Annotated in this window: 19 protein-coding genes, 2 tRNA genes and 1 pseudogene; 12 read left to right on the top strand and 10 right to left on the bottom strand. The window is 65.0% G+C overall.

Annotated elements, in window-relative coordinates; all coding sequences use genetic code 11:
* The first annotated feature begins 50 nt into the window (after positions 1 to 50).
* The 3 genes from QQK25_RS09075 to QQK25_RS09065 all read left to right on the top strand — a co-directional run bounded on the left by QQK25_RS09075 (position 51) and on the right by QQK25_RS09065 (position 3,338).
* Entirely contained in the window at positions 51 to 302 is a 252-nt protein-coding gene (locus QQK25_RS09075) for a hypothetical protein (protein WP_284187625.1), read from the top strand.
* 25 nt (positions 303 to 327) lie between these two features.
* Positions 328 to 510 carry a hypothetical protein gene (locus tag QQK25_RS09070; protein ID WP_284187624.1) on the top strand — a complete coding sequence of 61 codons (183 nt, stop codon included), beginning with the start codon at positions 328 to 330 and terminating at the stop codon, positions 508 to 510.
* Positions 511 to 596: 86 nt separating this feature from the next.
* Positions 597 to 3,338, top strand: coding sequence for a hypothetical protein (locus QQK25_RS09065; protein WP_284187623.1), 2,742 nt, complete (start codon positions 597 to 599; stop codon positions 3,336 to 3,338).
* A gap of 221 nt (positions 3,339 to 3,559) precedes the next feature.
* On the opposite strand, the gene QQK25_RS09060 is transcribed toward QQK25_RS09065, so the two are convergent.
* Positions 3,560 to 4,981 (bottom strand): M48 family metallopeptidase, encoded by a 1,422-nt coding sequence (locus QQK25_RS09060; RefSeq protein WP_284187622.1) that lies wholly within the window; start codon positions 4,979 to 4,981, stop codon positions 3,560 to 3,562.
* A gap of 500 nt (positions 4,982 to 5,481) precedes the next feature.
* Here QQK25_RS09060 and radC point away from each other — a divergent pair.
* From radC to QQK25_RS09015, 9 genes and pseudogenes are all read left to right on the top strand, one after another.
* A pseudogene (gene radC / locus QQK25_RS09055) lies at positions 5,482 to 5,916 on the top strand (RadC family protein); the annotation flags it as partial.
* 41 nt (positions 5,917 to 5,957) lie between these two features.
* Positions 5,958 to 6,092 (top strand): hypothetical protein, encoded by a 135-nt coding sequence (locus QQK25_RS09050; RefSeq protein WP_284187621.1) that lies wholly within the window; start codon positions 5,958 to 5,960, stop codon positions 6,090 to 6,092.
* A 77-nt stretch (positions 6,093 to 6,169) separates the two neighbouring features.
* Complete coding sequence (locus tag QQK25_RS09045) at positions 6,170 to 6,757, top strand: hypothetical protein (RefSeq protein ID WP_284187620.1); 588 nt, start codon at positions 6,170 to 6,172, stop codon at positions 6,755 to 6,757.
* On the top strand, positions 6,741 to 7,142 hold the full coding sequence (locus QQK25_RS09040; RefSeq protein ID WP_284187619.1) for a hypothetical protein: 402 nt from the start codon (positions 6,741 to 6,743) through the stop codon (positions 7,140 to 7,142). Before QQK25_RS09045 ends, QQK25_RS09040 begins: the two co-directional genes overlap by 17 nt.
* 105 nt (positions 7,143 to 7,247) lie before the next feature.
* Positions 7,248 to 7,532 carry a hypothetical protein gene (locus QQK25_RS09035; protein WP_284187618.1) on the top strand — a complete coding sequence of 95 codons (285 nt, stop codon included), beginning with the start codon at positions 7,248 to 7,250 and terminating at the stop codon, positions 7,530 to 7,532.
* A gap of 2 nt (positions 7,533 to 7,534) precedes the next feature.
* On the top strand, positions 7,535 to 7,903 hold the full coding sequence (locus QQK25_RS09030) for a hypothetical protein (RefSeq protein ID WP_284187617.1): 369 nt from the start codon (positions 7,535 to 7,537) through the stop codon (positions 7,901 to 7,903).
* Positions 7,904 to 8,259: 356 nt separating this feature from the next.
* Complete coding sequence (locus QQK25_RS09025; protein WP_284187616.1) at positions 8,260 to 9,513, top strand: tyrosine-type recombinase/integrase; 1,254 nt, start codon at positions 8,260 to 8,262, stop codon at positions 9,511 to 9,513.
* A 146-nt stretch (positions 9,514 to 9,659) separates the two neighbouring features.
* Positions 9,660 to 11,108 carry an alpha/beta hydrolase gene (locus tag QQK25_RS09020; RefSeq protein ID WP_284187615.1) on the top strand — a complete coding sequence of 483 codons (1,449 nt, stop codon included), beginning with the start codon at positions 9,660 to 9,662 and terminating at the stop codon, positions 11,106 to 11,108.
* A complete protein-coding gene (locus QQK25_RS09015) occupies positions 11,105 to 14,524 on the top strand; it encodes a CHAT domain-containing tetratricopeptide repeat protein (protein ID WP_284187614.1) in 3,420 nt (1,139 codons plus the stop codon). Before QQK25_RS09020 ends, QQK25_RS09015 begins: the two co-directional genes overlap by 4 nt.
* A gap of 118 nt (positions 14,525 to 14,642) precedes the next feature.
* On the opposite strand, the gene QQK25_RS09010 is transcribed toward QQK25_RS09015, so the two are convergent.
* The 9 genes from QQK25_RS09010 to tolA all read right to left on the bottom strand — a co-directional run.
* Positions 14,643 to 14,718: transfer RNA gene (locus tag QQK25_RS09010), tRNA-Lys, on the bottom strand.
* A 41-nt stretch (positions 14,719 to 14,759) separates the two neighbouring features.
* Positions 14,760 to 14,835, bottom strand: a tRNA-Lys gene (locus QQK25_RS09005).
* 40 nt (positions 14,836 to 14,875) lie between these two features.
* The gene (locus QQK25_RS09000) at positions 14,876 to 15,979 is read right to left on the bottom strand and encodes a YeeE/YedE family protein (protein ID WP_284187613.1); all 1,104 of its coding nucleotides are present in this window, start codon (positions 15,977 to 15,979) and stop codon (positions 14,876 to 14,878) included.
* Positions 15,980 to 15,986: 7 nt separating this feature from the next.
* A complete protein-coding gene (gene queC / locus QQK25_RS08995; RefSeq protein ID WP_284187612.1) occupies positions 15,987 to 16,664 on the bottom strand; it encodes a 7-cyano-7-deazaguanine synthase QueC in 678 nt (225 codons plus the stop codon).
* Between the two features lie 79 nt (positions 16,665 to 16,743).
* The gene (queE, locus tag QQK25_RS08990; protein WP_284187611.1) at positions 16,744 to 17,415 is read right to left on the bottom strand and encodes a 7-carboxy-7-deazaguanine synthase QueE; all 672 of its coding nucleotides are present in this window, start codon (positions 17,413 to 17,415) and stop codon (positions 16,744 to 16,746) included.
* Between the two features lie 37 nt (positions 17,416 to 17,452).
* On the bottom strand, positions 17,453 to 18,199 hold the full coding sequence (gene ybgF / locus QQK25_RS08985) for a tol-pal system protein YbgF (protein ID WP_284187610.1): 747 nt from the start codon (positions 18,197 to 18,199) through the stop codon (positions 17,453 to 17,455).
* Entirely contained in the window at positions 18,199 to 18,750 is a 552-nt protein-coding gene (pal, locus tag QQK25_RS08980) for a peptidoglycan-associated lipoprotein Pal (protein WP_284187609.1), read from the bottom strand. The genes ybgF and pal overlap by 1 nt, the downstream gene beginning before the upstream one ends.
* Positions 18,751 to 18,825: 75 nt before the next feature.
* Positions 18,826 to 20,112 carry a Tol-Pal system beta propeller repeat protein TolB gene (gene tolB, locus QQK25_RS08975; RefSeq protein ID WP_284187608.1) on the bottom strand — a complete coding sequence of 429 codons (1,287 nt, stop codon included), beginning with the start codon at positions 20,110 to 20,112 and terminating at the stop codon, positions 18,826 to 18,828.
* 18 nt (positions 20,113 to 20,130) lie between these two features.
* The coding region (gene tolA, locus QQK25_RS08970; RefSeq protein WP_284187607.1) for a cell envelope integrity protein TolA at positions 20,131 to 20,914 on the bottom strand (784 nt) is incomplete at its 5' end.

The following is a 20,914-nucleotide window of genomic DNA, read 5'->3' as shown; positions in this document are numbered from 1 at the left end:
TGACGTCACTGACCGTGAGTCAGTTTTTCCAACCACAAAGGAGCTTCATGATGTCCAAGACCCGCCGTTACACCCGCCAGATTCCGGCCCCCAACAAAGACTACGTTTCGCTCAACGAGCGCTGTAGCGTCAGCATCATCCAGGATCGCGCCGTCGTCCTGAAGGAGGGGCTGCGCATCATCGGCTTCTTCGACAAGTGGCCCGATCCGGACAAGCTCGAGTACATCCGGGATGAGTTTGTCCGCGTGATGCGTGACCCCCGCAACGCCCCCGACCCGGACTGGGCGGTGCTCGCCGCCTGAGCGTTGCCCCTGCCGGAGAAGCCTGATGAGCCACACCTTCCTCAAGTTCGACCCCGCCACCGATCTGCCCGAGCGGGTCGGTGGTCCCGAGACCCCGCGTGCTACCAAGCCCCGCGGCGGCCTCGTCTTCATCGACCTTGATGCCGAGTGGGTCGCCGTCGCCGATGCGTGGCGTGATACGCCGCTGTCCCGGATCTTCGAAGAATGATCCACTGACCCCCAACTCTTTCCCGTTCAACTGCTTCAGGGCATGGCGACAACGCCATGCCCTTTTTATTGCGCTGGAGAACCTGCATGAACGCAGCAGTGCTGAATCCCGCTTTGCCAGCCGCTGACAAGCCGGCGATCACGCCCTACACCCCGCCCGTTTCCGACATCGTCTTCGACCCCCTCAAGATGCTGGAGCGTGAGCGCCAGATCCAGCTCAACGAGCTCCAGATCCTGACCGCCGCCCCGCCGGGCGTGCTGCTCGAAGGGATCGGCCCCGAAGTGCTCGTGGGTCTGGACGCCGAGTGGGGGTACGACCCCGCGACCCGGAGCAATATCGTCACCAGCGTTCAGATTCACGTGGTTGGTGAATGTGGCGAGTTCGCCCACATCCACTACGTCAAAGGTGGTCGCAAGGGTGATCGACCCAAGTTTGACAAGCTCCTGACCGACGTCCTCCTGATGGCCATGGAGGACGGCGTCATTCTCGAATGGCCGAAGAGTGTGACCGTGTCGGCCTTCTTCCTGCGGGCGGACCTGACTGCGTTCTCGGACCTGGCGCGCTTCAAGACCCAGTTTGACAGCGTGGGCGGCAGCGTCGGCACCCGTGGTGAAGGTATTGCCTTCGACGCCCACATCGAGCCTCAGGACATCGAGCGCCTGACCCGCTCCCGGCGCTTCATTGTCGATGATCAAGGCCGTGGTCGGCTGTTGCAGGTCCGCTTCGTTGATCTGGTCCGTCACACGCCGGTCGGCACCAGCCTGGCCGAGGTCGGTGAGCTGCTTGGCCAGGAGAAGATCGAATTGCCGCCGGGCGCCATCGAGAACATGCCGCAGCTCTTGATCGACGACCCGGACCTCTATGCCGAGTACGCGGCCCAGGACGCCCTCATCGCCGTCTACTTCCTGTGTCGCCTGAAGGAAAGCATCGCCCGCCTGCTCGGCAAGCCCAAGCTCCCGCTCACCAGCAGTGGCGTGGCGGTCAGCCTCTTCAAGAAAACCCTGAAGGACGCCGGCCTCAAGTTCAACGAGGTCTTCGGGCGGCATTCACAGCGCACAAGCGTCTGGGACGAGAAGAGCGGGCGGGTGCGCACTGTCACCGTGGATGCGCCGTTGCCCATGCGGGCCATCCATGCTGCCTTCGTGACCATGACGGCCCACGGTGGTCGCGGGGAGTGCTTCCATGTCGGCCCGACGCCGGTGGGCCTCTGGTACGACATCGACCTCGCCAGCGCCTACACAACCGTACTTGCCATGCTCGGGCTGGTGGACTTCGAGCACCCCGTCGTCTGCCTGGACGTGCAGCAGTTCATCGGCCACGTGCTCGGCTTCGCGCTGGTCGAATTCCGGCATGGCGAGCATGTCCGCGCGCCCGTGTTCCCGGTCGAAGGGGAAGGGCAGAACCTGTTCTTCGTACGAAGTGGTGTTTCCTACTGCACCGCGCCAGAGATCGAGGCGGCGCTGCACATTGACCCGGACTTGGAGATTCGCATCCTTCATGGCGTCATCTACCCGTGGAAGAACGAAAACGTCCGCCCCTTCGAGCCCTTCGTGACGACCATCCGTGACCACCGCGCCCAGTACCCCAAGGGCAGCTTCGATAACGAGTACATCAAGCTGTGCGGCAACGGCCTTTTTGGACGCACTGGCATGGGCTTGAAGCCGAAGAACGTGTTTGATGCCGGCGAGCTCAAGAGCGTGCAACTGGAGCCCGACGAGATGACCAACGAGGTCTTCTTCAGCTTCACCATGGGCTTCGTGCGCGCCTTCATCGCGGAGCTGATGAACAGCGTGCCGCGCCACCGCCAGATTGTCAGCGTGACGACCGACGGTTTTCTGACCAACGCCCCCCTCGCCGAGATCGACCAGAGCGGGCCGCTGGCCACCCGCTTCAAGGCAGCGACGGCCCGTGTCGCGCCCGGCAAGCCGATCCTGGAGGTCAAGCACCGCACCCGTCAGATCGTGTCGGCCCGGGTCCGTGCTCAATTCACCGGGTTGATCGACCCGAGCCCCGACCTTGAGGACGAGAAACGCTTCGTCCTGGCCAAAGGTAACGTGATCCCCGAGATCGACCTGCCGCCCGGGGAGGTCACCAAGCCCATGGTCAAGGCGCTGCAAAACGCCTACATGATCGACCTTTACCTGAACCGCACGCCGGCCTCAAAGACGATGATGCGGCCCTTCGTGAGCCTGCGCCAGCAGTGGACGGAGGATCTGGACGTGTTCCGCATCGAGCGGCCGGTGCGTCTCGGGCTGGAGTTTGACTGGAAGCGGAAGGCGCTTAACCCGCGCATGGAAACGGTTGGTGAGGGCGCGGCAGCAAAAGGCCAGCACATTGCACTGGATACCGAACCGTGGGACACCGTCGAGGAAGCCGAAGCGGTGCGCGTCGTCTTCAACAAGGCGTGGCGGGATGAGCGCTGCCTGAAGAGCCTGGACGATTGGTTGCACTGGTCGGACTTCTCGGGTGGCGCTATCAAGCGGCGGCGCAAGAAGGTCGAAGGCGGGGCCGGTATCCATCGGACCCAGGAAGGTGAGGTCGGCGTGCTGCGCCGCACCTTCCTGCGCGCCTACGCCCAGGAAGCGTGGGGTCTCAAGAAGACCGAGACCTACGGGGTGATCGCCGCCTGGCTGACCGATGCCGGCTACCCGACCACGGAAACCGAGCTCAAGAACGCCAAGCGGGCGAAGCTGGGCGAGGGTGTCGTCGGTCTGAACGATGAGGTGAAGGCGTTGCTGGCGGTGTTGCTTGGGCGCTTCCCGGATCTGGATGTGGCGAGGTTCGTCGGTGAGGCTGATGCGCGGTTGGTCGTTTCGGCGCCGGTGTAGATGGTGGGAAGGGGAGTGGTAAACGACCAACATACACCGATGCGGCCATGGCGATGATGGCTGCACAGGTAAGGTGGTGGTGCCGCCGATCCGGGGGGGGCGGTGATCCGCCAAGCGGGCGACGCTCAAGGAGCGGCGCGCGCTTGGCCTAAGGTAGGGCTTGCGCATTCGCGCAAGCCCGTATGTCCTCGCGAAACGAAGCGCCCCCCTTTTTGATCGCTTTACAGCGCCCCTGGGGTGTCCTCGTTCCTCTGATAGTCGGTCAGGACCCGAGTAATCTCCTGGCCGGTAGGGGAGAACGTTGTTCCCTTTACCATTCCTCTGACCTCCGGTGAAAACCAGTTCTCCGCCAGCCGTGTCCCCGCCGTGGTCCGGACGATTTTGTAAGTCATGAATGTGCCGGCTGGCACCGTGAGGGATTCGTATGCAACAACCTGACTTCTGATGGTTAACGACCGCTTCTTGCCATCAGAGGTTTCAATCTCCGTTGCGTCTTCCCAGGCATCACCGACCCGTAGCGGAAACTGAGCTTCCCTGACGGCTGGCGAGAACTTGGTCCAAGCCCCGCTAGGATTCTCGGATCTTGAGATGCGGAAGTCCGTGGTCATGACCTGCTTCTCGTTGGCCGATGAAGAAATGAACGCACATTGACCCAGTTCGCACGGTTGAATCTGGTCGACGCGGTAGGTCGTTTCTGCCCCAGTGGCAAGCAGTCGTTTCTTCAACCAGTAACCTTCGCGAATTGTCGGCTGTAGTGCGACGGGGGCCAGTGCGGTTTGCTGTGAGACACGAATCTGCGCGGATTGCAGTTCGTCGATTGATCGTGGGAGCGCGCGGTTTCTGTCGGCGTAGAAAAGTTGCGCTTCCGGAAGCCACTGCCTGAGCTGAACCTGGCGCGTCTGTTCGCTGGGGTGGGTGGACGTGAACTCGAAGCGGGAGCCTCCTGATTGGGCTGCCATCCGTTCCCACACGGCGATCGCTTCCGCCGGGTCGTAGCCAGCCTTGGCCATGTACAACTGACCAATCCGATCGGCTTCTGATTCATGCTGCCTGCTGAAGGGAAGTAGCAGCCCATACTGGGCGCCCAGTCCCAATGCCGCTGCGATCGCAGGACGGTTCTTGTTGTTTTTGGCGGCCAAGGCTGCGTCCGCTGCCTGTGCGGCTGTTTGAGTGAGCAGTACTTGGCTGGCCCGCTCCGCAGAGTGACGGGCGACAACGTGGGCGACCTCATGCCCGATGACCGCGGCTAATCCAGCCTCGGTCTTCACGATGGGGAATAGTCCCGTATAGACGACGATCTTCCCGTTTGGCATCACGAACGCGTTGGGCACGTTCGACTTCAACACAGTGACCTGCCAGTTGTACTTTCCTCGCAGACCTGCTGCGTCAATGATTCTGCCGCTGACGCGATTCACCGTGGTGATGGTGTTGGCGGCTTCCGGGGATTCGGTACTTTGCAGAACCGCGCCTTTTGATGAGGCCGCGTTCATCAGCTGGGCGAAGCTTTCATTGGCCGTTTTGACCAGCTCAGCGTCCGAAACCAAGTTGAGCTGGCTGCGACCTGTGACGGCGACGGTTGCGCAGCCCATCAGGAGGCTGATGGATAGCGCGTAGCTGGCGAGTCTTAGGATGGTCTTCATCATGGTGTATCGCGTTTGTGGGGGACTGCTGCCGTAGGTCTTCGCTTGATCGGGTACATGCGCTTGCCGGAATTATGAACTTTGGATCCTGCAACCTTACACGCCTGGTTGTCGAATGTCCTATGTAGAGTGATTTGCGCTGGGTTTCTGTGATTCTCTTGTGGTTATCTGTTTCGGGTGCGCGAAGGCTCGCTTCCTCACCTCCATATCATTCCTGTGATCCGCAAGGTTCAAGCCAGCCCCGGCCACCGCAAGGAGCCCGGGGCTTTCTCTTGCCCACGCCGCCGATGCCGCGTCTGTGGGCATTGGCCTTCATGGAGGCCCGCATGTCCGACCCCACCCTCACCATCAGATCCTTGCCCACCTCGACCCTGCTCGGCCTCGTCATCGGCGACGTGGCCGCCGAGGCTATGTCGGGGCGCCCGCTGGTCGAACTCTTTCACTTGCACCCCCGGCTGTCCCAGGTCTGCGAAACCGAAGCCGACTACCGCGCCGTCCGCATTCTCGACGCTGCCCGGGAGTTGCTGACCCGCGCCTTGAGTGAATCGGTGCAGCTGAGCGACCCGCTTGATAGTCCCCAGAAGGTGCGCGACCTGCTGCGTCTGCGCTACGCCGGCCTGCCGCATGAAGTCTTCGCGGTGGTTCTGCTCGACGCCCAGCACCGGGTCATCGCCGACTGCGAGCTCTTCCGCGGGACGCTGAGCCAGACCTCGGTCTATCCCCGCGAGGTGGTCAAGCTGGCGCTCGAACACAATGCCGCGGCCGTCCTCTTCGCCCACAACCACCCGTCCGGGCAATCCGACCCGAGCCACGCCGACATCCGGCTCACCGAAACGCTCAAGCAGGCGCTGGCCCTCGTGGACGTGCGCGTGCTCGACCACTTCATCGTCGCCGGCAACGCCACGCCGCTGTCCTTCGCCGAGCGTGGCCTGATCTGACGACCTCGCCTTTCACCCCATCCATCATCTGGAGGATCAATGTGCTTGCTTCCGTGCTATCCCGCGCCGCCTTGGTGGCGGTGCCTGGTGCCGGGCCGGTCGTTTCCCTGCTCGTGCCCGTGGTCGCTTACGTCGTCACCCAGCGGAAGATCGACTTTCGCCTGACGATCGACTGAATCCCGTTACCTCTTCTTTCTTTTCGCCCCCGCGGTCCTCGTGACCCCGGGGGCTTCTTCTTTCTGGAGCCTTGAACATGAACAGCCCTGAAGCCCTCGCCCAGACCGCTTACCGACAGGTGATCGAAGCGCGCGCACCGACCCTCAGCGGCAGCGGTGGTATCCGCTACGCCGTGCTCACCGACCCTGGCCGCAGCCGGGTCTTTCTGACCATCCTCGCCAACGAGGGCGGTGGCAACTTCAACCGCGAGATCGTCGCCTTCGACGACATCGAGGAAGCCATCGCCGACCAGCCCGCCGAGACGCCTTTTGGTGTGAAGGTCTTCCGGGTGGCCTTCATCGGCAAGTCGAACAACAACGCGGGCTTCCTGGCCGCCGCGTTGGTCCATGCCGGGCTGCTGGCACCGAGCGAAGTCAAGCACAAGTACCTCAAGATCGGTGATTGGCCTGCTTTTGAAGCTGGCGTACTGGCGCGTGATGACGCCGAGACTTTCCTGTTCCCGCCCGCCTTGCCCGAGGCTGTTCAAGTGTTTGTCAGCGCGGGTGGCGTCGCGCCTGTGGCGGACAAGCCCGGGAAGAAGAACCGTCGTGGCGGCAACCGCTTGATCCCGGTCGAGGCTGCGCCCGCAGAAGCGGGGGAGGGTGACCATGCAGACCATCCGTGACCTGGCCGGCCTTGCCGCCCTCGACGACGCCTTCCTGCGCCAGTTGATCACCCGGCGCATCGATGAACGCTGCGACGGGCTGCCCTATGACCCGGACGTGAACGGTTTCTTCGTCGTCATGGTGCCGGGGGACGGTGTGGCGGTGGTCGAGGCAGCGCTTGGAACGCCACTTCTTCGTAACCCCGTGTCCGGCGTCGAGTACGGGCATCCCGACTTCACGCCGATCTTCGAGTACGCCGGACGCCATGCACGCTGGTACGAGCTGGTGTTTCTCGGCGCGGGCGATGATGGCGTCACGCTGTTCGTTCCACGCCACCCGGATGTCGAGCCACGCCTGCTGACGCTGGCTGCCGAGTATGCCGTCAGTGAGCCGGTGGAGGTCTAGCTGGCGGGGTGCTCCGCCCCTAATGCGCACCTGCTTCTGCCCGTTTTTGAACCCCGACGCCCGATGCCTCCACCGCATCGGGCGTTTTGCTTTCTGGAGCTTGAAATGAACGCTGCAACTGAATTGCGCTTTCCGTTTGGTGACGTCGTCGCCACGCCCGGCGCCGACGCCCTGCTGCGCGAGCACAACATCGCCCCGGTCCGGCTTTTGGCCAGGCACTTGTCGGGTGACTGGGGCCAGGTGTCGGCGGATGACGCGCAGGCCAACGAGGCTGCCGTCGCGACCGGTGGCCGCATCCTGTCGAGCTACGCAGTCGGCGGGCAAACCGTCTGGCTGCTCACTGAAGGCGACCGCTCGGCGACGACATTCTTGCTGCCCGCCGAGTACTGAGCATGCCTGCCAGTCACCACCCTGTCCCGCTTGATGCGGGTGTCGCCCGCCTGGTCGCGCAGCTCGACGACAACCGCCGCGAGGCCTTCGAAGAGCGCGCCGGCATCCTCGAATTCGATGCGCGCCTGCCGCGTCTGGAGGCCGAGCGCCAGGCCTTGATCCAGACCCTGGCACGTCTCGGCTTTCCTGCGCAGGCCATCGCCTTGCAGGCCGAGTTCGGAGCTGCGGCGCGGTGGGTGTTCGTTTCCGATGAAGCTGAAGGCCGGGCGCGTCTGTTGAGGCTTGGCGCCTCAACCGTCGTGCGTGTTGATGTCCGTGACGTGCTTGATACGCGGTTTGGCGGCTTCGCCTGGCTGAGCAGGGCGGTGTAGCGCGCCGCTAAACCGGCCAGACCGGCCGGGAATGGACCGGGGCGTGGCAGACGGGGGCACGCCCGCGTCCGTGCGGGTCGATCGCGCCAGCCTCGGCAAGCCGTGATGGGTCCTCCGGCCCATCGCCGGGCCTGCGGACCACGGAGACGTAAGACCTGGGCTGCCAGCGCCCTTCATCCCTCATTCAGCCCGTCCCGATCCGCCGACCCGCATTCCGTGGGTCGGCTTCTTTTTTGGCGCGGAAGCCAGAACAAACCGATAGCGAGTTGCCGACCCGGCCCTCGCCATGCCGCGGCCGCCCCGGTTCCTATCCGGTCGCGGCCGTTCTTTTTTCTTGTCAGGAAAGGACCATCACCATGGCCGAGAGCAAGACTTTCGATTTCACCAACCGGCGCATCAAGGCGCTGCCCGCGCAGTTGCCGACCGCCGCTGCCAACGCTGCCGCGTATTCCGACTCTGGCGTCAGTGGACTCAAGCTGGAAGTGACCAAGGCGAACCGCAAGACCTTTATCTTCCGTTTCGTGCTGAACGGTCAGCGCGGTTACGCCCGTATTGGCGAGTTTCCAGCCGTTGACGTGGCCGAAGCCCGCAAGTCGGCAATGGACATGAAGGGGCTGGTCGAGCGCGGACTCAACCCGAATGATGTCCGTGACCGCGCCCACGCCGTCATCCCGACCTTCCGGGATTTTGCGATGGATGAATTCGTCCCCTACATCCTGGAGATGGGGAAACGCACCGCCAAGGACGACATCTCGAAGCTCAATCACCACCTGCTGGCACGTTTCGGCGACAAGAAGCTGACCGCCATCGGGCGCCGCGATATCGAGCTCTATCACGCGGCCGTGCGCGACAGTCACACTCCCGCCACCGCGAACCGCCACCTGGCACTACTCAGCGCGATCTTCCGCCGTGCGGTGGAATGGGAGCGTGTCGAGAAGAACCCCTGCACCGGGGTCAAGATGTTCCGCGAGAACAACGCCAGCGAGCGCTTTCTGACCGAAAGCGAGATCGCCAAGCTGGTGCAGGCGATGGATGCCGACCCGAATCGCACCGCTGCTGCTGCGCTCAAGATGCTGCTGCTGTGCGGCGCGCGCCGGAACGAGGTCGCCAAGTTGAAGTGGAGTGCGCTCGATCTGGAGCGCGGTGTCTGGCTGCTGCACGGCGACGACACCAAGAACGGCAAGACCCGCCGGATCGCGTTGAGCGGGGTGCTGGTCGCGCTCCTGCAGGCCCAAACTAGCCGCGGGGTGTCCGAATGGGTCTTCCCGGGCCGTGATGGTCCGGCGAAGCCCATCTACAACCTGACCAAGCCGTTCAACCGGATGCTCAAGGCGGCTGGACTGGAAAAGGCGCGCATTCACGATCTTCGCCACACACACGCCAGCATGTTGCTGGCGAGTGGTGTTGATGCTGTTGTCGTGAAAAACGCGTTGGGCCATAGTTCCTTGAACGTCACGTCCCGCTACCTGCACCTGGTTGATACCAGCCTGAAGTCTGCGTCGGAAGCGATGGCCCGTGTGGTGGGCCGGGCTGCGGGTGCGGAAGTCGCCGCGGGTGAGGCTCAGGTGGAGGGCTCGACGGGCGCGTTGGGCGTGGCCAAGGCCGCGTAAAGGCTTGGGCGAGCCACGAAGAAAGAAGACGGAACCGGGGTGGCCTGACGGTCACTCCGGGCTTCTACTGGATTTTTTTGCGATTTGCATTAAAGATCACGTTAGCCTGCTTGGTCTGTGTTGCCCTGAAAATTAAGAGGTGCGGAATGCGATTCGGGAGAGTGATCGTCGGTTGTATTGCCAGCGTCGCGCTGGTTGCTGCGGCCCATGCGGAAGAGGTGCGCCTGTGCATCCGCGGGAAGTCCTTTGAACCCGGTCGGGAGTTTCTGCAGACCCGGCAACTCAAGCTCAAGAGCGAGGGGCCGGCAGCGGGTGATCTCCTGCTGACGATCGCAGGCCGCGCCGTCCGCGAAAAGCTCTGGCCGGAGCTGAAGCCGGACGAGGTCCAGGTGGCACCCTTCGATGAGGTGCTCTGCGGCAGCGAGCCGGCCGCCGAATTGACCTTGAGCTACAGCCCGGATGACCTCGCCGTGATCCAGATCGAACGCAGCCGTGGGCCGGGCGATCAGCCCCGGCTAAGTGCCGTGGCCCGCGGGGGCGCGGGCCAGGCCGCCCCGCCCAAGGGCCAGCCCCCTGGCGCGGCCGCAGATGTGCGCCGCCACGACTGGCTACGCGTCTACTTTGCTACCACCCGCCAGCCCACCGGCGCCACTCGGGCAGAGGAGGCCTTTGGCGGCCAGCCCAGCAATAACGTGAAGTTTGGCGCGGTGGACGTGTCGATACCCGCTGATCACCGCTGGGCCAAGCTCGAAAGCCCGTCGCTGCTGCGCCTCGAATGGGACGTCGACCCCAAGCGTCATGTGCTGCTGGCTCCAAGTGTCGAAACAATGCTTGCGCGCGATTGGAAGGCGGAGCTGGCCCGCCGCGCCGGCGCCTTTGATAAAGGTGGAGTGCTGCTCTTCGTGCATGGCTACAACAACTCCTTTGCGGAGGCGGCCAAGCAGGCTGGGCAACTTGCCTACGACCTCGCCTTTCCCGGCCCGACGGTGCTGTTCAGCTGGCCCTCGAACGGGGAATTCGTGGCCTACACCCGCGACGAAGAAAGAGCCCGCACCGCCTGGCGCCAGATGGCCGACGTGCTGGATCACCTGACCCGCCTCGGGCCCGGCGTGCCCGTTTATGTGGTGGCCCACAGCATGGGCAACCGGGTGCTCACCCAGGGTCTAGCCGAACTCCTGCGCCGCCGCCCCGGCGCCGACCGGGCCTTCCGCCAAGTGGTGCTCGCCTCGCCCGACATCGGCGAAGAAGAATTCCGCCAGCGCTGGATCTACGAACTCAACAGCGCCAACCCGCCGCGCTTCACCCTCTACGCCTCCAGGCAGGACATTCCGGTCGCCGTTTCCGCGTGGCTGCACGGCGAGAAACGTCTCGGTTCCGGCGGGCCGGACATCGCGGTGCTGCCGCCCCTCGACTCCGTAGACGCCAGCCACATCACCAGGGAATGGTTCGGGCTTGGCCACAGCTACTTTGGCGATAACGAAACCGTGATGAGCGACCTTTTTCTGGTCATCCATCAGGGGTTGTCGCCAGGGCAGCGCCCGCGGCTTGCCCGAGTGAAGGGATCGAACGGCGAATACTGGGAGTTCAAACGATGAAACCGGCAATGGGATTGCTGCGGGCAACGGCGCTTGCTTTTGGGCTGTTTGGGCCGATGGTCGCGTGGGCCGATGTAGATGAACTCAATCGGCAGGTAGTGCAGTTGTACCAGCAGGGCAAGTATCGCGAGGCGCTGCCGATGGCACGACAGGCTGTGGCTGAGGCCGAACGTGGTTTTGGCGCGGACGATACCCGCACGGCGACGACGCTGAACAACTTGGCCGGAGGGTACGAGGCGATGGGGCGTTACGACGAAGCGTTGCCACTGTACCGTCGGGCGCTGGCGATCCATGAGAAGGAACTGGGCGCGAGGCATTCGAATACGGCGACGAGCTTGAATAACCTCGCAGGGTTGTACAAGGCGATGGGGCGTTACGACAAATCCTTGCCGCTGTATCGTCGGGCGCTGGCAATAAATGAGAGAGCATTGGGTGCGAACCATCCCGATGTCGCAAGAAACCTAAACAACTTAGCTCTTTTGCACACAGAGATGGGGCGTTACGACGAAGCCTTACCTCTGTACCGTCGGGCGCTGGCGATCCGGGAAAAGGCGCTGGGCGCGGATCACTTGAGCGTGGCGGAGAGCCTTAATAACCTAGCCGGATTGTACCAAGCGATGGGTCGTTACGATGAATCCTTGCCGCAGCTTCGGCGAGCCCTGGCGATTACGGAAACGACATTGGGTAAGGAGCATCCGGATACGGCAAAGAGCCTGAACAACCTAGCTTTTTTGTATGGGGTGATGGCTCGTTACGACGAAGCCTTGCCGCTATCCCGCCGGGCGCTGGCGATCCAGAAGGATGTATTGGGAGCGGAGCATCCAGATACCGCGATGAGCCTGAACAACCTGGCCGAGTTGTACCGATCGATGGGACGTTACGAGGAAGCTTTGCCGCTATGTTTGCGATCAGTGGCGATAATGGAGAAGGTGCTGGGCCCTGCTCATGTGACCACCGCGACGAGCCTGAATAACTTAGCTCTTTTGTATGAAGCGATTGGGCGTCATGACGAAGCCTTGCGGCTACATCGTCGGGCGCTGTCGATCCGGGAGAGGGAACTGGGTGTGGATCACCCTCATACGGTGATGAGCCTGAACAACCTAGCCGGGATATACACGGCGATGGGGCGTTACGATGAAGCCTTGCCGCTATATCGTCGGGGGCTATGGATCCTGGATAAGGTGCTGGGCGCGGATCATCCGTATATGGCGGCAAGCCTGAGCAACTTGGCCAGGTTGTACCAGGAGATGGGGCGTTACGACGAAGCCCTGCCACTCTATAGTCGGGCGCTGACGATTCACGAGAAGGTGTTGGGCGTGGGGCACGCGGACACGGCGACGAGCTTGAACAACTTAGCGGGACTGTACCGAGCGATGCGCCGCTACGACGAAGCTTACCTGCTGTACATTCGAGCGTTGATGATTCGAGGAGCGGTGCTTGGCTCGGGGCATCCCGATACGGCAAATAGCTTGAACAATCTGGGCGTGCTGAAGGAGGCGATGGGCCGCTACGACGATGCCTTTCCACTGTTCGAGCGGGCGCTGGCGATCAACGAGAAGGTGCTGGGTGCGGACCATCCGGCTACTGCGAGTAATCTGAACAATCTGGCTAGGCTGTATGAGGAGATGGGGCGTAACGACGAAGCCTTGCTGCTACTCCGGAGGGCGGTTCGCGCCGTCGCGGTTACCGACATTCGAGACTCCAGGCGGGATCACGGGGCGATCGAACATCTGGCGACGTTGTCCGCCAATCTGGCGAACTTGCTGGCGAAGGGCGATGACGAGGGGCAGATTGACGAGGCGATCTTCTACTACAAGCTGTCGGTCAATACTCGCCAGCGTATGCGCGTGGGTACCCGCGGCCTGGATGCGGCGATGCGCGACTCCTTTACCCTGCAGGTCGCAGGCCCTTACAAGGCGCTTGCCGAACTCCTGATCCAGCGCGGACGGATCGCCGAGGCTGAGCGGGTCCTGCTGATGCTGAAGGAGGTCGACCTGATCGAATACGTGCGCCGCAACGGCAGCGACGCTGCGGCCCAGCCGGGGCTGCGGTGGACGGCGGAGGAGGATGTCTATCGACAGGTGCTGGACGAGGTGGCCGGGCGTTGGCGGGGGTTTGAGGATCGTCGCCGCGTGCTGGCGGACGAGGTCAAGCGCGGCAGCCGTAGTCCGGACGGTCCCGAGGTGGCGCAACTGGACGCCCGTCGCGCGCAGTTGGAGGCGAGCACCACCGCCGCGCTGCAGGAGGCGGGCCGGCGTTTTGTCGACGCCGCCCAGGCCGCCCACGCGGCTCGGCTGAATGCCTACGATGCAGCGCGCACGGAGTTGGCGACCAAGCTCGCCGAGATTCACGCGCGGGGCGATGGCGGGTTGGCTACCGCGGGTTTGCTCCTGTTGCCGGGCGCGCGGGGCTTGAACCTGATCGTCACCACCGAAAACGGGGCGGTGCCCCTGATGCGCAAGGTGTCGGAGAAGGAACTGAACCGCTTGGTGCAAGCCTTGCGGGCGGCGATTCGCGACCGGACCGATTTTCAGCCGGCGGCCCAGGCGCTGTACGCTCACCTGATCGCGCCAGCCGAGGCCCAGCTGGGGCCCAGCGCCGGCATACGCCAATGGGCGATTCTGCCTTACGGCAGCTTGCGCGAAGTGCCCTTCGCCGCCCTTCAGCGGCCAGATGGTAGTTTTTTTGTCGAGCACTATGCGGTGACCGTGCTCACCGCCGACGGCACAAGCCGCCTCGCCGGGCTGGAAATCGCGCCGCGCTCCACTTGGCAGGGTGTGGCGCTGGGTGCCTCTCGGGCCGACCCGGAGTTTGGCAACGTGGCGCTGCCCGGCGTAACGCGGGAGGTGTGCGGTGTGGTGCGGGCTTCGTCTGACCAGGCCTGTCGGCCGGGCGAGGGTTCGATTGGCGGGCGGCGCTATCTGGACGATGGCTTTACGCCGGAAGTGTTGCAGGGTCTGTTCGGTTCGGCCAGCGGTGGGGCGAGCTTTCTGCACATCGCGACCCACTTCAAGCTGGATAAGTCGCTGCTGCTGCTGGGGGATGGCAGCAAGCTCTCCACCGCCGACATCCTGAAGTGGACCCCGCGGCTCGGGCAGTACGACCTGATTGCCCTGTCGGCCTGCGATTCGGGAGTGAGCGAAGGGGGCGTCGAGTCCCTCGGCGGGGTGTTCCGCGCCCAAGGCGCCAAGGCCGTGCTGGCAACTCTGTGGCCGGTGGCCGATGTGGGCGCTGCGCCGCTGATGGTGGAGTTCTACCGCCTGCGGGGTGAGCAGCAGGCGATGAGCAAGTCTGCCGCGCTTCAGAGCGCGCAACAGGCCATGTTGAAGGGGCGGACCAAGGACGCCAGCGGTAAGACCGACCTGCGCCACCCGTACTTCTGGGCGCCGTACGTGCTGATGGGGAACTGGTTGTAGCTTGCGCGCGGGGTGTCCGCTTGACGGCACCCCGTCCGGGAATGGACCGAACCACGGACTGAAAGCCCGCGCAAAAAGACTTAGGCCACCCGAAGGTGGCCTAAGTCTTTGAAAATCTTGGTGGGTTGTGAGTGGCTCGAACACTCGACCTACGGATTAAGAGTCCGCTGCTCTACCAACTGAGCTAACAACCCATTCTTGCGGGAGCCGGTTTTAAATAGCCCACCTAATCAACTGGTGGGTCGGGCGAGATTCGAACTCGCGACCAACGGATTAAAAGTCCGCTGCTCTACCGACTGAGCTACCGACCCCCCGGAAGAGACGCGCATTATAGCCCTTCCAAGGGATCCGTCAACTGTTTCGTAGCTGAATTTTTATCGACACCGTTGCGCCGGCGATGATGGCGCCTACGGTGAGGATGGCGCCGACCGAAAGGGTGGAGAGCCCGGAGAGGCCCTGACCGATGGTGCAGCCCAGCGCGGTGACGCCGCCGAAGCCCATCAGGACGGCGCCGGCGATGTGGCGGACGAGGTCCGGCGTGTCGCGGAAGCCCTCGATGCGGAAGCTGCGGCTGGTGATCGCGCCCAGCAGCGCCCCCGCGATGACGCCGAGGGTGGTGGCGATGCCGATGGTGACGATGCGGCTCTTGTCGGTCCATAGCATCAGCAGGTCGAGGCTGTAGGCGTAGGGCGCGACGAAACTGAGGGATTCCATCTTCCCGCTGTTGGTGGCGAGGAAGGCGGGCGCGAGGGTTTCGGGATCTTCGGCCAGCCATGCCAGGTGGCCGCTGAGATACCAGCCGGCGACGATGCAGGCGCCGATGGCGATGCTGCCGAGCAGTGGGCCGGGCCGCCAATTGTCGCGGCTCGAGAGCGCGAACAGGGCCAGGCTGCCGGCACCGACGGTGGCGCAGGCCAGCCACGCGCTGCGGGCGTCGAGCTGGAAGCGGGCGGCGAGCAGGGTCGGCAGATCCTGCGGGGTGGCGAGCTGCAGGGCAACGGGGTCGAGCCATTCGACGCGCCAGCCGCCGAAGAGGCCGCGCAGGGTCATCGCGGCCGAGAGACCGAGGAAGACGAACACCACCAGCGACTTGAGGTTGCCGCCGCCGAGCCGCACAAGTGTTTTAGCGCCGCAGCCGGACGCGAGGGTCATGCCGACGCCGAACAGCGCGCCGCCAACCAGGTGTGACAGCCACGGCAGGCGGCTGCCGGTGTAGATCGAGTTGTGCACGTCCACCAGCCCGGCCATCTGCAGGCCGGCGGTGCCGGCGATGGCCACCGCGACGGCCAGCGCCCACATGCGCAGCCGCGTCCAGTCGCCCATCAGCAGGATGTCGGCGATGGCGCCCATGGTGCAGAAGTTGCTGCGCTGGGCCGCGAGCCCGAACACCGCGCCGATCGCGAAGGCGGCCCAGGCGATGGCGGGCAGGGCGAGCGGTAGGCTGGCGGCGTCCATGGCAGGCTCAGGCGTAGGGCGTCGGGTCGGGCAGGCCGGCGGCTTCGAAGCCGGCCTTGCGCAGCCGGCAGGCGTCGCACAGGCCGCAGGCGCGGCCGTCGTCGTCGGCCTGATAGCACGACACGGTGAGGCTGTAATCGACGCCAAGCTGGGTGCCGCGGCGGATGATGTCGGCCTTGGAGAGGTCGATCAGCGGCGCGTGGATGGCCAGGTGGTGGCCTTCGACGCCGGCCTTGGTGGCGAGGTTGGCCATCTTCTCGAAGGCGTCGATGAAGGCCGGGCGGCAGTCGGGGTAGCCGGAGTAATCGACGGCATTGACGCCCACGTAGATGTGGTCGGCGCCCAGCACTTCGGCCCAGGCCATGGCGATGGACAACATGATGGTGTTGCGGGCCGGCACGTAGGTGATCGGGATGCCTGCGCCGACGCCGTCGGTGGGCACGGCGAGGGCCGGGTCGGTGAGGGCCGAGCCGCCGAACTGGCCGAGATCCACGTGGGCGACCCGGTGGGTGACGGCGCCGAGGGCGGCGGCCACGCGACGGGCAGCGGCGAGTTCGGCCGCATGGCGCTGGCCGTATTCGACGGACAGGGCGTAGGTCTCGAAGCCTTCGGCGCGGGCGATGGCGAGGCAGGTGGCGGAATCGAGGCCGCCGGACAGCAGGACGAGGGCGCGGGGCGTGCTCATGCTTTCATCCAATACAAAAAAATGGATCCAGGCAAGGGGTGATCCGGTGCCGGGGCTTGGCCCGGCGTGGTTTGACCGCTTACCGACCGGGTTCGTTGCCCCAGATGACCTTGTGCAGCTGAACCTGCATCCGCACCGGCAGCCGGTCGTGGAGGATCCACGCGGCGAGGTCGGCCGGCTTGAGCTGGCCCTGGACCGGGGCGAGGAGCACCGGGCAGCGTTCGGTGAGGCTGTATTCGGCGATCTGCGCCTTGGCCCACTCGTAGTCGGCCTCGCTGGCGAGCACCAGCTTCACCTCGTCGCGCAGATTGAGCAGCGGGATGTTGGTGAGCAGGTTGCGCGCGACTTCGCCGGAGCCCGGCGCCTTGAGGTCGACGATGCGCGAGACGCGCGGGTCGACGCCGGCGATGTCGAGGGCGCCGCTGGTCTCGAGGGATACCGAGTAGCCGGCGTCACACAGGGCGGTGAGTAGCGGCAGGCAGTTCTTCTGGGACAGCGGTTCGCCACCGGTGACGCAGATGGTCGGGCAGTGGTAGCCGGCCACTTCGGCGAGGATGTCGTCGAGGGTGCGGGTGGTGCCGCCGGTGAAGGAGTATTCGGTGTCGCACCAACTGCAGCGCAGCGGGCAGCCGGTGAGGCGGATGAACACCGTCGGCAGGCCGGCGCGCGAGGTTTCACCCTGGAGCGAGTGGAAAATCTCGGTGATGCGCAGGGTGGCGGCGCGGGGGGCGGGGCTGGCGGTTGTTGGCATGGGAAAAAAAGCGCGCCCGGTGTCGGGCGCGGCGGGCTTACTTCTTGAGGCGCTGGCGGGCGATGGTTGCCGCCGAACTGCTTGGGTACTTGGCGACGAGCCGTTCGAGGGTCTTGGTGGCCCCCGCGGTGTCGTTGCGGGCGGCCTGGGTGCTGGACAGGCCGAGCAGGGCGTCGGGCGCGCGGGTGTCGTCCGGCCACTGGCTGGCGACCTTGGCGTAGTGCTCGGCGGCGCCGACGTTGTCCTTCAGCTGATACAGCGCGCTGGCGGCCCAGAAGTGCGCGTTGGGCTGGAAGCTGCTGTTCGGGTAGGCCTTGGTGAAGGCAACGAAGCCGGTGGCGGCTTCGCGGAACTTGCCGGCCCGCAGCTGGGTGAGGGCGGCTTCGTAATCGCGGCTTTCGTTGGCCGGATCGGCGGCGGCCGGGGCGACAGGCGCTGCCGGTGCCTCGGCCGCAGCTTGCGGCTCGACCTTGCGCAGGCGGTTGTCGAGGTCGACGTAAAAGTCCTTCTGCCGCTTGTTGGCGTTGGCCAGATCGTTGCTGAGGACTTCGTTCTCGCCGCGCAGGCGGGCGATTTCGGCTTTCAGGTTTTCGATCTGGTCGGCCAGTTCGAGCTGGGCGCGGGAACTGGCTTCGAGCTTGTCCAGACGGGCGGAAAACTCGGTGCGCATCTGATTGATGCGCATCCGGGCTTCCTCGTCGTCAAACAGGCCGGCCTGGGCCTGGCTGGCCAACAGGCCAGCCAGCAGCCCGGCCAACAGGCGGGGCAGAAGGCGCGGGAACATCAGAATTCACCCGAATAGAGCATGTCGCCGCGACGGTTGGCGGACCAGCAGGACTCGGAGGCGTCGGTGCAGCTGGGCTTTTCTTCGCCGAGGCTGACGGATTCGAGCTGGCTTTCGGCCACGCCCAGCAGGCCCAGGGCCTTCTTGACGGCGTCGGCACGCTTCTGGCCGAGGGCCAGGTTGTATTCGCGGCTGCCGCGTTCGTCGGTGTTGCCCTGGATCAGCATCTTGACCTTGGGGTGGGCGACCAAGAACTTGGCGTGGGCTTCGACGAGCGGACGGTACTGATCCTTGACCACGTAGCTGTCGTAGTCGAACAGCACGCTGCGCTTGGACAGGATGTTCTTCGGGTCGCGCAGTTCGGGGTAGGCGGAGCCGTTGGCGCCGTCGTTGGCGTTGACGGTGGTGACGCGGTTGCCATCGATGCCGCTGCTGGCGGCGCCGCTGCTGCGGTCTTCGACGGCTGCACCCTGGTTCTGGTTGGGGGCCGAGCTACAAGCGGCCAGCAGGCCGGCAGCGATCAGGGACAGGGTGAGGTGCTGGAACTTCATGGTGTGGACTCCGTGGGGCATCCGTGCAAGGGCTGGATGAATGCGTGGTGAAGCGTCGGGTTTCGCGCGAGCAGGTCAGTTTCGGGGCTGGGGCCCCCAGGCGGGTTCGCGCACGTCGCCTGATTGTACCGATAGACGTTGTTTCACACGACCGTCGGCGGACACGGCGGCGAGCACGCCACGGCCGCCGATCTCGGTGGCGTAGAGCACCATGCGGCCGTTGGGGGCGAAGCTCGGGGATTCGTCCTTGGAGGAGTCGGTGAGGATTTGCGTCTGGCGGGATGCGAGATCCAGCATCGTGACCTGGAAGCGGCCGCCGTTGCGGGATACGTAGACGAGGCTCTTGCCGTCGGGCGAGGGGCGCGGGCTGACGTTGTAGCCGCCCTCGAAGGTGACCCGCTGGGCGTCGCCGCCGCCGGCCGGCACGCGGTAGATCTGCGGGCTGCCGCCGCGGTCGGAGGTGAAGTAGATCATGCCGTCGGGCGACCAGGCCGGTTCGGTGTCGATGCCCGCGGAAGAGGCCAGGCGCTGCACGCCGGAGCCGTCGGCATTGACCGAGTAGAGCTGGGACTGGCCGTCCTTGGTGAGCACCACCGCCAGCCGGCGGCCGTCCGGCGACCAGGCCGGGGCGGAGTTGGAGCCCTTGAAGTTGGCGGCCACGTTGCGCTGGCCGGTGGCGAGGTTATGCACGTAGACCACCGGTTTCTTGGCCTCGAAGGACACATAGGCGAGGCGCGAGCCGTCCGGCGACCAGGCCGGGGAGATGATCGGCTCCTTCGAAGCCAGCGCGGTCTGGGCGTTGCTGCCGTCGGCGTCGGCGATCTGCAGTTCGTAGCGGGGGCCGGACTTGAGGACGTAGGCGATGCGGGTCGAGAACACGCCGGGTTCACCGGTGAGCTTTTCGTAGATGAAGTCGGCGATGCGGTGGCCGGTGGCGCGGTACTGGTTGGGCGACATCACCATCGCCTGGCTGCCGAGGCCGAGCTGCTTGGCAGCGTCGTGGAGGCGCACCTCGATCTGGTAACGGCCGGCGCCGTTGGGGCTGACGGTGCCGACGGCGACGGCATCGGCACCGCGGGAGCGGACCCGGGCGTAATCCACCGGGCCAGCGGCGCCCATCGGGCTCGGGCCGAGTTCGATCATCTTGAACAGGCCGCTGCGTTCGAGGTCGGCGCGGACGACATCGGTGACGGCGCGGGGCAGGGCGTTCTCACCCTCGAAGCTGGCGACGGCCACCGGCATGCGGTTGGCGCCGGCGCCGGTGATTTCGATGGCGAGCTGGGCCTGGGCCAGGGAGGACGCAAGCACCAGCGCGCAGGCCGGGACGACGCTGCGCAGGAGGGACAGGAGGCGTGAGGTCATGGGCGGAGGACTCTCGGTTTAGTCGCGGAGCGGGTAGAACTTCAGCTCCAGCGTGCGGTTGAACAGTTCCGGCTTGTCGGGGCGCGGCAGCGGGCTCGACTTCTGGATGGCGCGTTCGATGGCGCCATCGAGCTGGGCGTTGCCGGTGGAGCGCTTGAGGCGCACCTCGATCACCGAGCCGTCGGGGAGCTGATCCACGTAGAACAGCGCGAAGGGATCGCCGCTGACGCCCGGCGGCAGCACGATGTTGCCCTTCACCTTGGCGCGGATCTTCTCGATGTAGGCTTCGATGGCCTTGTTGCGGGCTGCGCTGGCCTTGGCGCCGGCGACCCGGGCGAGTTCTTCCTGGATCTGACGGGACTGGCTGGCGTTCTCGCTGTCGTGGGCCATCAGCTCGCGCATCCGGCGGTCTTCGAGTTCGCGGGCGCGGGCGGCGGAGGCTTTGGCTTCCTTGTCGGCCTTGGCCTGGTCGATACGGGCCTGCTCGGCGCGGGCTTTGGCTTCGGCCTTCGGATCGGGCTTGGGCTCAGGTTTCTTCGGCTCGGGCTTCGGTTCCGGCTTTTTGGGTTCCGGTTTCGGCTCGGGCTTCTTGGGCTCAGGCTTGGGTTCGGGCTTCTTCGGCTCGGGCTTGACGATTTCCTTTACCGGCTTGGGCGGTGGCGGCTTCTTGGGCTCCGGCGCCTTGATGGCGATATCCGGCTGCTTGCGCGGCGGCGGGGTGGGCGCGGGTTCGTCTTCGGGCTCGGGCGGAGGCGGCGGCGGCGGCGCCGGGCGGGATTCGGCGGGCGGAGCAGGGGGCGGC

Origin of the sequence: Zoogloea oryzae, assembly GCF_030161255.1 — a bacterium.
Classification (GTDB): Bacteria; Pseudomonadota; Gammaproteobacteria; order Burkholderiales; family Rhodocyclaceae; genus Zoogloea; species Zoogloea oryzae.
Note: the sequence above shows the minus strand (reverse complement) of the source record. Positions and strands in the feature narration are given on the sequence as shown.

What these genes read in the sequence shown, in the direction of transcription:
- ybgF (WP_284187610.1), bottom strand. Translation starts at nt 18,199, where the DNA reads ATGTTCCCGCGCCTTCTGCCCCGCCTGTTGGCCGGGCTGCTGGCTGGC.
- tolB (WP_284187608.1), bottom strand. Translation starts at nt 20,112, where the DNA reads ATGACCTCACGCCTCCTGTCCCTCCTGCGCAGCGTCGTCCCGGCCTGC.
- QQK25_RS09070 (WP_284187624.1), top strand. Translation starts at nt 328, where the DNA reads ATGAGCCACACCTTCCTCAAGTTCGACCCCGCCACCGATCTGCCCGAG.
- QQK25_RS09025 (WP_284187616.1), top strand. Translation starts at nt 8,260, where the DNA reads ATGGCCGAGAGCAAGACTTTCGATTTCACCAACCGGCGCATCAAGGCG.
- QQK25_RS09060 (WP_284187622.1), bottom strand. Translation starts at nt 4,981, where the DNA reads ATGATGAAGACCATCCTAAGACTCGCCAGCTACGCGCTATCCATCAGC.
- QQK25_RS09000 (WP_284187613.1), bottom strand. Translation starts at nt 15,979, where the DNA reads ATGGACGCCGCCAGCCTACCGCTCGCCCTGCCCGCCATCGCCTGGGCC.
- QQK25_RS09045 (WP_284187620.1), top strand. Translation starts at nt 6,170, where the DNA reads ATGAACAGCCCTGAAGCCCTCGCCCAGACCGCTTACCGACAGGTGATC.
- QQK25_RS09040 (WP_284187619.1), top strand. Translation starts at nt 6,741, where the DNA reads ATGCAGACCATCCGTGACCTGGCCGGCCTTGCCGCCCTCGACGACGCC.
- QQK25_RS09015 (WP_284187614.1), top strand. Translation starts at nt 11,105, where the DNA reads ATGAAACCGGCAATGGGATTGCTGCGGGCAACGGCGCTTGCTTTTGGG.
- pal (WP_284187609.1), bottom strand. Translation starts at nt 18,750, where the DNA reads ATGAAGTTCCAGCACCTCACCCTGTCCCTGATCGCTGCCGGCCTGCTG.
- queC (WP_284187612.1), bottom strand. Translation starts at nt 16,664, where the DNA reads ATGAGCACGCCCCGCGCCCTCGTCCTGCTGTCCGGCGGCCTCGATTCC.
- QQK25_RS09075 (WP_284187625.1), top strand. Translation starts at nt 51, where the DNA reads ATGTCCAAGACCCGCCGTTACACCCGCCAGATTCCGGCCCCCAACAAA.
- QQK25_RS09065 (WP_284187623.1), top strand. Translation starts at nt 597, where the DNA reads ATGAACGCAGCAGTGCTGAATCCCGCTTTGCCAGCCGCTGACAAGCCG.
- QQK25_RS09030 (WP_284187617.1), top strand. Translation starts at nt 7,535, where the DNA reads ATGCCTGCCAGTCACCACCCTGTCCCGCTTGATGCGGGTGTCGCCCGC.
- QQK25_RS09020 (WP_284187615.1), top strand. Translation starts at nt 9,660, where the DNA reads ATGCGATTCGGGAGAGTGATCGTCGGTTGTATTGCCAGCGTCGCGCTG.
- queE (WP_284187611.1), bottom strand. Translation starts at nt 17,415, where the DNA reads ATGCCAACAACCGCCAGCCCCGCCCCCCGCGCCGCCACCCTGCGCATC.
- QQK25_RS09035 (WP_284187618.1), top strand. Translation starts at nt 7,248, where the DNA reads ATGAACGCTGCAACTGAATTGCGCTTTCCGTTTGGTGACGTCGTCGCC.